Below are 12,256 nucleotides of genomic sequence, written 5' to 3'. Positions count from 1 at the left end.
CGCACGTCTCTTTACATGTCATATTACTAAAGTCGAAAATTAGGATTTTGTAAAGCATGCGGATTGCACCCACTTTGTTTTTGGTTAAAGGGGGAAGGAAACCGCAAACGACCGGCAGGTCGCAAGTACTGTTAGTCGGCGAGCATCTGTGCCTGGCGCTCTCGGCCTTGCTGCCTAGCCGGACATTGCCGCCATTTGCACACGTCCGGGAAGGTCGATCAGGGACATGGCGTCGCGATCGATACGAACTCCTCCATCCGCGGCCCGATGTAGTCAAAGGAGGGACAATGGCTTCTGCACGAAACCTAAAATTCTCCGGTTGTCCTCGTTCGTGGCAGGTGCGTGGGTTGGCGTGCTTGCACATGCAGGTCTCAACCAGAGGCGAACTCCGCAAGTTCGTCGGCCGCCTCACTGATACCGTGTGCGGCCGCGCGCTCGAGCCAAAGGCGAGCGGCAACCGCGTCGCGCTCTCCGGCGAGACCTTGGAGGAGATAACGGCCGAGCATGAGTTGGGCTTGGCCATGTCCACGTCCGGCAGCGGCGGCGTACCATTTCTGCGCTGTCATCTGGTCGACCGGCAAGCCCAGGCCAGCGCTATGCAGCGCTCCAAGCGCAAACATCGCCCCGGCATGACCCTCGTCGGCGGCCTGCTCGAAAAGCTGCATTGCAACTTTAGGCTCACGCCGGCCCCCGCGTCCGTTGAGCAGCATCTCGGCAAGTGCCACTTGCGCGTCGAGCATACCGGCATTGGCTGCGCGGGCAAACCAGACGCGGGCCTGCGATGGATCGGCCGCAACGCCGCGCCCATCCTGGAGGAGGCGGGCATACATGTATTGCCCGTCGGGAACACCTTCGGCCGCGCGCCTTAGCCATTGCGCCGCTTGCCCCTCGTCCTGGCGAACACCGAGTCCGTTGGCGAAGCAGAGCCCAAGATTGAATGCGGCGATCAGATCGCCCGATGAAGCGGCCGCTTCGAACCATCCGGCAACGCTAGCACTGTCATCCGGCTCTCCGGCTCCTGCGAGGACAAGATTGGCAAGATCGATCTGTGCCTCCTGATTGCCGCCATTTGCCGAAGCGCGCAGCCAGCGTGCTCCCTCTTCGACGTCCTGGGCTACGCCGTTTCCCGTCAAATAGAGCGAGGCCAAAGCGCGGGCGGCGGCCTGGTGGCCCGCCTCGGCCGCTCGCCGATACCAGTTTGCGGCTTCTGCAAAATCCGGCCGCTGCGTTTTCGCATAGTGATTGCCCAGGAGATGGGCTGCCTCGATATTGCCGGCCAAGGCGGCACGTCGCATCCACGCCTCTCCGGCAGCGACATCCTGGTCGACGAGTGCACCGTCAATCAGCGCCAATCCCAGCCGGAACTGGGCGGAGGGCAGGCCCTTCTCTGCAGCAGCCTGATAGAGTTGAGCGGCTGCAGCCATGTCGCGTGTCACGCCGAGCCCGTGCTCGGTAAGAACCGCAAGAAGATAGGTTGCGGTCGGCAGCCCAGCGTCGGCTGCGCGCCTTACCTCTTCGGCTATCCTGACCCGGTTTTCGCGTTTGCCGCGGCGCGCCAGCGACAGGGCGAAGCCAAGGCACCCTTCGGCGCAACCCGCAGAAGCCGACTTCTCGTACCAGCGGTGCGCCGCATCGGCATCGCGCATCGATTTGGGGCCGCTGGTAAGGATAAATCCAAGGATCGCCTGTGCCGTAGACGAGCCTGCCTCGGCCCCCTTGGAGGCAAAGTCGAAAGCGGCGGCGAAGTTTGGTTTGCTTGGGCAATCCGGTTTGAACAATTGCTCGGATCCGGCGCTCTGGCCGTCAGCGTCCTCGGCCACCAGTCCGGTCAGATAAAGAGCGGCGAGGAGCGCTTGCGCATCGGCGTTCCCGTGGCTGGCTGCCCGCAGTAGCCACCGCGCGCCTTCTGTACGGCTCGGAGGGACACCCGAGCCTTCGAGATAGCAACGCGCGACCCGGTACTCGGCGTCGACGATCCCCGCCCGCGCCGCGGTCGCCATCAGCGGAAAGGCTTCTGCGGGCTTGCCTCTTTCAGAGAGCTGGATCGCCCGGCGCAAAGCTGCCGCCGGAGAGGCCAGAACAGCCAGACGATTCAGGATTGTCATCGACCGAGCCTCTGTTTCGTCGTGCTCTATGGTTCCCGCATCGCTTCCTGCCCGAGCGGGAGCATCACGCCGAGAATGTATTTAAGCACTGTGCGGCGGCCGACCTTCACGTCGGCGGTCACCGGCATGCCGGGGCTCACGGAGAAACCGGCGGGCACGCCGTGAAGGGCGACCTGGTCGATGGAAATGCGCGTGCGATAGAAGGGCTCGGCGTCCGAAGGCAGCATGGCCAGCGAGCTGTTTGGATCGCGTGCTTGCTCCTGCGCGGAGAAGGAATCGGGGCTAAGCGCCCGCACGGTGCCATGAGCTAGGCCGTATTGCGAATAGGGGAAGGTGTCGAACTTGATGATCACTGGGTCGCCGACATGCACAAAGCCGCTGCTGCGGCCGACGATGTTTGTCTCGATCTCAAGTGGCGCATTGGCTGGCACCAGTGTGATCAAGCGCTCCCCGGACTGTAGCACCGAACCGACGGAAACCTTTGCCACCGACTGAACGATCGCGTCTGCTTCGCTTTTCAACTCGACCAACTGCTTGCGCAGCCTTGCCTTATTGAGAAGCTCGCGGGCGTCGGATATGCGCGAACTCGCCTCGGACAGGCTCTGCGAAACATCTGCTCGCCAACTCTGAATGTAGCCGTCGCGCTCGGCGGCCACAGCCGCCTGCTGGAGCTTTGCGGCTTCCGCAGTCTGCTCGGCATTGCCAAGCGCCCGGGACATCTCAGCCCGATTGTCCTCGGCAAGCAGCGTATTGAGGCGGCTGCCCACCTGCCTTGCTTCAAGCTGCTTGCGCATCTCTTCAATCGAGCCCGCGACAGCGAGCCGCTGGCGGTAGCCATCTGCATCCGATAGCGAACGCGAGATCACGGAATTGAGTTCGTCGCGCTGGCGGTCGAAGTTCTCAACCTTGGCGTCATAGACCGCCTTGCGGCGCTCAAAGATTGATGCCTGCAGGGTCCAGCTTGGGTCGAGACCGTCGTAATTGAAGGCCCGGCCATCTGCTTCCGCCTTCAACCGTGCCACTTCAGCTTCAAGCGTCGAAACCTGCATCGCGAGCGCCGCCAGGTCCGCAGAAGCAAAGGTCGCATCGAGACGAGCAAGCACTTGCCCGGCCTGCACGTGCTGTCCTTCACGAACGTCGATCGAGCGCACGATCGCGGTGTCCAGCGGCTGCACGACGATGTTGGGTGATTTTGACACCACCAGCCCTCTGGCCGTGACAACCTGATCGACCGGTATCAGTCCCGCCAGCGCGATCAGTGCGATGACCAGACTCGCGATGATCCAGACGATGCCGCGCGCGGCCTGCGGAATAGGCGCATTCGCGACAGCGGTCGACGGCCACTGGAACTCGAGTATGGCTGGCATTGTCGGGTCCCGCGTCTCTATCCGCTGGCGCCGAGAGGGGAGGGTGATGAGAGAGGTGCTACTCATGCGTTAACGGACCTGAGGCGCATACGGATCGTGGCATCGTCAAACCAAGCGCGGCGGAATGGCGACCGGGCGACCATGACGCCCATCGAGGTGCCGGTTCTGCTGCGACCACAGCTGGCGATAGAGCGCGCATCGCTCAAGCAGTGTCGCGTGCGGCGCGACATCAAGGACCTTACCCTGATCCATGACCAGGATGTTGTCGCATTCCGTCAGCGAAGACAGACGGTGCGAAACGATAATCATCGTGCGCCCGCTGGCGATGCGCATGAGATTGGCGCTGACCACCGCCTCGCTCTCCGGGTCGAGAGCGCTGGTCGCTTCGTCGAGGATGAGAATGGTCGGATCGTGGATGAGGGCGCGTGCGATCGCCAGCCGCTGCTTTTGACCCCCTGACAAGTTGGGCGAACCTTCCTCGATGTAGGTGTCATAGCCATTGGGCATGCGCTCGATGAATTCCTGAGCGCCAGCCAGGTGCGCGGCACGCATGGCATCGGAAAGGGTCAGGCCTGGGCGCCCGGCGATGATGTTATCGCGGATCGACCCGCGGAACAGAAAGTTGTCTTGGAGGACTACGCCGAGCCCTTGGCGAAGATGGCGAAGGTTGATCTCCTTGAGGTCGACGCCATCGAGCTTAAGGAAACCACTATAGTCGCGATTGATCCCCTGCAGGAGGCGCGCGATTGTTGATTTTCCTGACCCGCTGCGCCCAACAATGCCAAACATGCCGCCTGCAGGAATGTGGAAGCTGACCCGGTCAAGCGCTGGTGTCTTTGTAGCGATGTAGCTGAAGGTCAGGTCGCTGAATGCGACCTCGCCCATGAGCCTGGGTCTCAGGCCAGTGGAATTCGAACTGCTCTCCAGCGGCCGGTTGAGGACCGACGCCGCCTCTCCGAGCGCCGCGCCGACCTCCTCATAGTCCTCAACCAGTCGCGCCAGGCCGACTAGGGGCTGCGCAACGCGCTGGGATATCATCATGAAGGCGAACAAGCTGCCAACCATATAACCCGATCGGTCGTTCATCGCGAGATAGGCGCCGATCAGCATGGTGCCCAGCACCATCACACGTTCGATCGGCGTGACCAGGGTCTGCGGCCAGTTGGCGAACTGGCCGAAGGCGAGACGTGCCTTTCCCGCTTCGGCCACCCGCTCATCCCAGAGCGCCTTGCGCTGCGGCTCTAGGCCGAGCGCCTTCACCGTTTTAATGCCGACAACAGTCTCGCCGAGTGCCGCCGATTTCCAGGTCTCGGCGTCGACCACCCTCTGGTATCTCCGGCGCAGCGGTTTGAGAAAGGCTAGGATGATAAGCAGAATCACGACCGCGCAGGCCACAACGATCCAGGCGAGCGCGGCGTTGATGTAAAACATGACTGGTACCAGCACGCAGAGCGTGATCAGATCCAGGAATGTGCTGAGGAGTTTTCCGGTCAGGAACTCACGGATACGATAGACTTGGGCCAGACGATACATCGTCTCGCCTGCCGGATGCCGCTCGAAATAATCGAGCGGCAGGCGTAGGAGCCGGCTGAAAACATGCAACTGCAGCTTGGTGTCCAGACGGGCGCCAACGACATTAATGATCAGACGCCGCGCATGGCCAAGCAGCGTCTCGTAGACGAAGACCACGGCAATCACCGCCGACAAGAGCAGCAACGTCGAGAGGCTGTTGAACTGCAGAACCTTGTTGACCAACGTCATGACGATGAGCGGTGGCAGGATCGTAAGGACACTCAGCGTGAACGAGGCAATGGCGATGTCGCGCAGGGGCCGGCCTTCCAGCCGCACCAGTTGGGCGAGCCAGTGAAGTGTGAAGGGCGCGTCCGCCGCCACATGGGAGCGTGCCGCGCGCAGGAGCACCGCTTCGCCCGTCCACACCTGCGACAGCCGCAGCTCGTCGATGGCGGTGGCCTCTCCGTCGTCTGGTGCGTCGGCACTTTTGAGGAAAACGACGTTGCGCTCGGCATTTGCCCCGGTGAGGAGGGCCGCGCCGCCATCGTTGAACAACAGCACGACCGGTCCGGTGTCCTGGAAGCGCAAAAGGTGGGACCAGCGGATGCGGATGGCACGTACCCACATGCCGGCATTCTGCGCCCACTGCGAGAGATCGGCAGCGGTCGGAACCGCGTTCGCTGTCCTAAATTCGTTCGGGTCGAGTTCGACGCCGTGGTAGCGGGCGGCCTGCAGTACTGCCTTGAGGCGTAGCCCGATCTGATCGTGCGTGGCGGGACCGCCGGGAGCCCGCGCGGCAGCGTTCTGCGAGCCCGCCTGGGATGCTGCGGCGTCGGCGTCAGAGCCGGCGCGGATCGAGACCGGCCGGTTTTCGGGGTTTGCGGGCACGTTTGCCATGGACTTCTTATCCGGTACGCAGGGCGACCATTCAAAAATGCCCGGGCCGAGGCGTTTCTGCCGGGGTCTCCGGCAATGCACCATTGTACTCCGAACGGATTGGTCGCGCGACTCTCATGCAGATCCCTGTTTGAAAGTGATGAACGCGCGAATTCCGCTCTCCCGCGAGATCCGCGCGTCCGTCTTCCCATCGTGGCCTTCTATACTCACTCGTGTGGCTTCAAGAGATCCTTCAGGGACGTCTTGACGGTGTGGTCGTTGCTGGCGTAGCCGGCGCCAGGCTTGGTCTGGTCCGAGGTGAGATCAGTGCTCGCCCCGAGCGGCTTGTTCTGGTTGTTGCCAGATCCGCTGATCGTCTTAAGGACGTTCAGCAGGTCTGTCGTCATCGAGGTCGCAGCGAGGCCGATCAATTGGCCGAACGACGCCTTATCGGCGGAACCACTACCACCGGCAGTCGAGGGGGACTGCAGGAACTGCGTCGTGTCCTTAAGGCCGAGCGTGCTGGCCGTCACGTTGGCATTCCCGCCGTTTCCGTTGCCTTGGCCACCGGCGGAGTTGCCCTGTCCCTGGTGTCCGCTGTTGTCGGCATTGTTATGGTTTCCGGAATTGCCGGGCGCGGGCTGTTCTCCGTTGCCGTGGCCGTTGTTGCTATGACTACCCGTGTCACCACCAACCGAACCGGTTCCTCCGGTCGGGCCTGTCGGACCTTGGGAGCCTGTCGCACCAGTTGCCCCAGTCGAGCCGGTTGCACCAGTCGAACCGGTGGCACCGGTCGAGCCTGTTGCGCCTGTCGAACCTGTGGCACCAGTCGAGCCAGTCGCTCCGGTCGAACCCGTTGCTCCGGTTGCACCGGTCGAGCCCGTTGCACCGGTCGAGCCTGTTGCGCCAGTCGAGCCAGTCGCTCCGGTTGAGCCGGTAGCTCCGGTTGAGCCTGTTGCGCCAGTCGCTCCGGTCGAGCCTGTTGCGCCGGTCGCGCCAGTCGCTCCGGTCGAGCCTGTTGCACCTGTCGAGCCAGTCGCTCCGGTCGAGCCGGTAGCTCCGGTCGAACCAGTGGCACCGGTCGAGCCAGTCGCTCCGGTTGAGCCTGTTGCGCCGGTCGCGCCAGTCGCTCCGGTCGAGCCGGTAGCTCCGGTCGAACCAGTGGCACCGGTCGCGCCAGTCGCTCCGGTCGAGCCTGTTGCGCCGGTCGCGCCAGTCGCTCCGGTCGAGCCTGTTGCGCCAGTCGCTCCGGTCGAGCCTGTTGCACCTGTCGAGCCAGTCGCTCCGGTCGAGCCGGTAGCTCCGGTCGAACCAGTGGCACCGGTTGAGCCTGTTGCTCCGGTCGAGCCTGTTGCACCTGTCGAGCCGGTAGCACCGGTCGAGCCAGTTGCACCGGTCGAGCCTGTTGCACCTGTCGAGCCAGTCGCTCCGGTCGAGCCGGTAGCTCCAGTTGCGCCGGTCGTTCCGGTAGAGCCCGTTGCGCCGGTCGAGCCCGTTGCACCAGTCGCTCCGGTTGCACCGGTCGAGCCCGTTGCACCAGTCGCTCCGGTTGCACCGGTCGAGCCGGTAGCTCCAGTTGCGCCGGTCGCTCCGGTAGAGCCCGTTGCGCCGGTCGAACCGGTAGCTCCGGTCGAGCCAGTGGCACCGGTCGAGCCAGTCGCTCCGGTCGAGCCGGTAGCTCCAGTTGCGCCGGTCGCTCCGGTAGAGCCCGTTGCGCCGGTCGAGCCCGTAGCACCTGTCGCTCCGGTTGCTCCGGTCGAGCCTGTTGCACCGGTCGAGCCTGTTGCACCGGTCGAGCCAGTCGCTCCGGTCGCTCCGGTAGAGCCCGTTGCGCCGGTCGAGCCCGTAGCACCTGTCGCTCCGGTTGCTCCGGTCGAGCCTGTTGCACCGGTCGAGCCTGTTGCACCGGTCGAGCCTGTTGCACCGGTCGAGCCAGTCGCTCCGGTCGAGCCAGTCGCTCCGGTCGAGCCGGTAGCTCCAGTTGCGCCGGTCGCTCCGGTAGAGCCCGTTGCGCCGGTCGAGCCAGTGGCACCGGTCGAGCCTGTTGCACCAGTTGAGCCTGTTGCGCCGGTCGAGCCAGTCGCTCCGGTTGAGCCTGTTGCACCTGTCGAGCCCGTCGCTCCGGTCGAGCCAGTGGCACCGGTCGAGCCAGTCGCTCCGGTTGAGCCTGTTGCACCTGTCGAGCCCGTCGCTCCGGTCGAGCCAGTCGCTCCGGTCGAGCCGGTAGCTCCAGTTGCGCCGGTCGCTCCGGTAGAGCCCGTTGCGCCGGTCGAGCCAGTGGCACCGGTCGAGCCTGTTGCACCAGTTGAGCCTGTTGCGCCGGTCGAGCCAGTCGCTCCGGTTGAGCCTGTTGCACCTGTCGAGCCTGTCGCTCCGGTCGAGCCAGTGGCACCGGTCGAGCCCGTCGCTCCGGTCGAGCCTGTTGCACCAGTTGAGCCTGTTGCGCCGGTCGAGCCAGTCGCTCCGGTTGAGCCTGTTGCACCTGTCGAGCCAGTCGCTCCGGTCGAACCAGTGGCACCGGTCGAGCCCGTCGCTCCGGTCGAACCTGTTGCACCAGTTGAGCCCGTCGCTCCGGTCGAACCTGTTGCGCCGGTCGAGCCTGTTGCGCCGGTCGAGCCTGTTGCACCAGTTGAGCCTGTTGCGCCGGTCGAGCCTGTTGCACCAGTCGAGCCTGTTGCGCCGGTCGAGCCTGTTGCGCCGGTCGAGCCAGTCGCTCCGGTTGAGCCTGTTGCGCCGGTCGAGCCGGTTGCCCCGGTCGAACCGGTGGCGCCAGTCGAGCCGGTCGCTCCGGTATCACCCGTCGCTCCGGTCGAGCCTATTGCGCCGGTCGCGCCAGTCGCGCCGGTTGAGCCTGTTGCACCTGTCGAGCCAGTCGGTCCGGTCGAGCCGGTCGCTCCGGTATCACCCGTCGCGCCCGTCGAGCCCGTTGCGCCTGTGGCTCCGGTTGCTCCGGTCGAGCCCGTGGCGCCGGTTTCACCCGTTGCCCCAGTCGAGCCTGTGGCTCCGGTCGAGCCTGTTGCTCCAGTCGACCCTATCGAGCCAGTATCGCCGGTCGCGCCTGTAGAACCCGTGGCGCCGGTGGAACCCGTAGCGCCAGTGGAACCCGCGGCGCCGGTAGCCCCCGTGGCACCGATTGCGCCAGTCGGTCCCGTCGAACCGCTCGCACCCGTAGAGCCCGTGGCACCGGTCGAGCCGGTTGCACCAGTCGCGCCTGTTGCGCCAGTCGGACCTGAGGAGCCACTCGCGCCAGTAGAGCCCGTGGCTCCCGTCGCACCCGTTGCGCCGGTCGAGCCTGTTGCGCCGGTAGCACCCGTGGCTCCGGTCGGGCCTGCGGGGCCTGTTGCACCCACGGTGCCAGCACTCGCGACAGTTAGGGTGCCAGCAGCAAAGTGATTGCCATCATTGCCCGGCCCGAATTCGTTGATAGGCGTGGTGACGAAAGAATAACTCGGCGGGTTGGTCAGTTGGAGGCCATTGGCCGGATTTAAGTCGGCGTCGACAGGAGTAAGTGTACCGTACAGGGCAAAGCCACTATCGTAAATTAAATAAGTATGAGTAACGTCTGGAATTGTAATAGTTGCGGAAAAAGTTGGGACTCTTCCGTTGCTTCCAGATGGAAGATTAAAGCTACCGACGACTGTGTCGTCGGTATTAAGGGTCGTACCATTTGTATCGACAAGGTAGTACGTGTTAATATTGTTTCCGTTACCAGTAGCTATAAGTCCAGCAAGTGTCAGATCGCCCGATGTTGCAAGCACGCCGGTGTAACCTGCCACGCCAGCCGGCGTCAGCGGCGGCGTGGGCGTGGATGTGCGTGAGGATAACTCCCAGGCGCCGCCCAGGGCGGCTGCGCCAACCAGCGACTTGGATGCACGAACGCCCGCGCCCACTGCCTTTTCCAGCGCCTGTATAAGGGCTTCGCCCGCATCCCCTGATGCTGTCTCGCAGCTCCACAGCCTCAGCTCGCCGTCCGCGGCAAGTACCCTGCCGATTGCGGCAAGGTCCTCAGCGGTTTCCCTCAATGTCGCAGCCGACCATTCTCCTGCCGTGAAGCTGATCCGGCCAGGCGCGCCATGCGCCATGATGTGCACGGCGTCGAGCCCGTCGTGTTCTGCCAGCGCCGCAGCGATCTGCTGCGCCGCAGGTCGGCGGCCATCGAGCACAATCGCCTGAACCTCCGGACGCATGTTGCCAAGAACTGTCTGGAGGTCGGAGACTGAAGGATCGACAAAGAGAATTTCAGAGGCACGGGCCATGACTGGCTCCTGTTGGCTTCGAATTCAGTTCAAGCGGAAAGCGCCCACCGGCCGGTGGGCGCTGGGGAAAGGCTTGAGAGGCTTCATCTTCCGGCCGGCCCGACAGCACCGTCGGGACGTCCTACGGCCGGGCTCTCTACGCGCAGGAAGCTGGCGACCTGAAAATTCCCACCATCATCAAACGTCCCAATCGCAAGCGAACCAGCGGTGCTCGGGACCTTGACGGTGAGAGCGACAGCAAGGCTTTGCTTCACGGCCTTCGGAAGAATGACCTGGCCGACGACCGCGCTCTCGGCCGTGTTCAGAATAAAATAGACCACGTTTTCGGTCGTGTCGCCGATGGGCAAAACGCCCCTGACGGTGACTTCCATAGCCGAGAATCCTGCTGTGTAGCTCATCTTATCTTATCCTCCTTGGTCAGCGGCGACTGAGCCGGCAATTTCCATTTGCTGCCGCATGCCCGCGGTCCGAAGAGGTCGGCGGCGCCGGCCGGTCGAACTGTGTGCGACACCACATCGATGAAATTCGTTCCGGCGCGCCGGCTCCCGCCGAGCGGCGCCGGGGCATGATCGCCTCGACCTCCGGCCTCAGGTTCCGCAAGATCGTGCCGAGATCGGAAATCGAGGGATAGATGAAAGAGAGTTAGGAAGCGCGGGGCCGGATGCGCGCCGGTCAGATCATTCGGCCGATCGGTTCTGACGACGCCTAGCCGCAACATTCCATGGAGGCCACCCCGAGCGCGGCCTGCACAATCCTTGCGATAAGCAAGCGATACTACTCGATTCACAACCCCACTCCGTTACCGTGACGCCGGCGTCTCGGCGACAACTCTCGGGGGAATGGGAGACCGTCCGGCTCCAAAGGGGAGGGCACAGACACAACATATCGTTGGCGCGCCCCGCGGACGCACTTACAATCTGCGAAACGGCCCTGATATCCCAGACCTCTCTAACTGAACTCCCCGAGCGAGATCTTCGCAGAAATTCGGGCATGCCGCCGTCCAATCCACGGGCGCCTCTCAACACCGTATTTTAGTAAAGTATAAAATTAGCAAGTTGTAAACTACTAATTAAGTAATTTGTAATCGCCATGCGGCAGGGCGGCCACCTGCGAGCTAATGGACGTGGACCATTCGGCGAGAACAATAGAGAAATCACCAACTTAACTAGATCGGATCGTTGTGACCGCGTTCCTCGTCCATGCTGCCTCGCGGCGTCGGCGATACGCTGAGAATACAAGTCAGCCGGGACGCCACGTGCTTTCGTGAGCTGGCAATGTGTTCGCAGATGTGTCTGTCCCAATCTTGACGGCAGTCAACAAATGGCGGCGAAGTATATGGCGTCGACCGTTGAGCTGGACGAAGCATGGCAGCCGGCAGTTGCAGTTCGGACACGTCCGCTGACGATATTGGTTGCGCGGGTACTGCCGGGCGGCTGCCAACCACATGGGTGAGGTTAGCGCGGTTTCCTAGACCTGTAGGATCCGTGAGAAAGAATGATCGAACTTAGGAAGGGAAGCTGTTCCACGGAGCTGGACCAGCAAAAAGGGTAAAGGCAGCGTGGGGAAATGCATGAACGATCGAAGCCTGGCAAATCTGCATCGAAGCGGATCCCGCAAGGCGAGGCGGTGCGCAAATCGTCCCCATAACCAAGGTCGTATCGAGAGCCGGTAGATCACCAATGACAAACGCCAAACGGCTTTGCCTGAACATGATCGTCAAAAACGAGATGGCGAACCTCCAACGCTGTCTCGGGGCGGTTGTCGACCATATCGACTGCTGGGTCATCGGCGATACTGGCTCGACCGATGGGACCCAGGATTTCATCAAAGCGTTCTTCGCTGCCCGCAACCTGCCGGGCGAGCTGCACGAATTTCCCTTCCACAATTTCGAGCAGGCGCGCAACGCAGCACTCGATCACGCCTACGCCTCGCCACTCGGTTATGACTATCTGCTCTTCGACGATGCCGACATGGAACTGGTAGTCGAGGATGCGGGCTTCCGGGAGCAGCTCAACGGCTCGGGCTACCGGCTGCTGCAGCGGTCGGATTCCGGCCTGGCCTACTGGAACACGCGCCTGGTCAGGCGCGACGCCGGCGCGCGCTACCACGGCGTGACCCACGAATATCTCGATGTGCCTGG

At 63.1% G+C, this 12,256-nt stretch carries 5 protein-coding genes and 2 pseudogenes; 1 reads left to right on the top strand and 6 read right to left on the bottom strand.

Annotated elements, in window-relative coordinates; translation table 11 throughout:
* Positions 1 to 371 precede the first annotated feature (371 nt).
* The 6 genes and pseudogenes from FJW03_RS16130 to FJW03_RS16105 form a co-directional block, all read right to left on the bottom strand.
* Positions 372 to 2,057: a tetratricopeptide repeat protein gene (locus FJW03_RS16130; protein WP_226890373.1), complete on the bottom strand. Its 1,686-nt coding sequence runs from the start codon at positions 2,055 to 2,057 to the stop codon at positions 372 to 374.
* 74 nt (positions 2,058 to 2,131) lie between these two features.
* Complete coding sequence (locus tag FJW03_RS16125) at positions 2,132 to 3,472, bottom strand: HlyD family type I secretion periplasmic adaptor subunit (protein WP_226890372.1); 1,341 nt, start codon at positions 3,470 to 3,472, stop codon at positions 2,132 to 2,134.
* Positions 3,473 to 3,577: 105 nt separating this feature from the next.
* Positions 3,578 to 5,881, bottom strand: a complete 2,304-nt coding sequence (locus tag FJW03_RS16120; protein ID WP_181173404.1) for a peptidase domain-containing ABC transporter — start codon at positions 5,879 to 5,881, stop codon at positions 3,578 to 3,580.
* Between the two features lie 206 nt (positions 5,882 to 6,087).
* Positions 6,088 to 6,393 carry a hypothetical protein gene (locus FJW03_RS16115; RefSeq protein ID WP_226890744.1) on the bottom strand — a complete coding sequence of 102 codons (306 nt, stop codon included), beginning with the start codon at positions 6,391 to 6,393 and terminating at the stop codon, positions 6,088 to 6,090.
* Positions 6,394 to 9,672: 3,279 nt separating this feature from the next.
* Positions 9,673 to 10,047 (bottom strand): annotated as a pseudogene (locus FJW03_RS16110) (DUF4347 domain-containing protein); the annotation flags it as partial.
* 152 nt (positions 10,048 to 10,199) lie between these two features.
* On the bottom strand, positions 10,200 to 10,514 hold the full coding sequence (locus FJW03_RS16105) for a hypothetical protein (RefSeq protein WP_140764248.1): 315 nt from the start codon (positions 10,512 to 10,514) through the stop codon (positions 10,200 to 10,202).
* Between the two features lie 1,281 nt (positions 10,515 to 11,795).
* On the opposite strand from FJW03_RS16105, the pseudogene FJW03_RS30395 reads away from it, so the two are divergent.
* Positions 11,796 to 12,032 (top strand): annotated as a pseudogene (locus FJW03_RS30395) (glycosyl transferase); the annotation flags it as partial.
* Between the last annotated feature and the right edge of the window lie 224 nt (positions 12,033 to 12,256).

Source organism: Mesorhizobium sp. B4-1-4 (assembly GCF_006439395.2).
Lineage (GTDB): Bacteria > Pseudomonadota > Alphaproteobacteria > Rhizobiales > Rhizobiaceae > Mesorhizobium.
The sequence above is the reverse complement of the archived record's forward strand: the minus strand, read 5'-3'. Positions and strand labels throughout refer to the sequence as shown.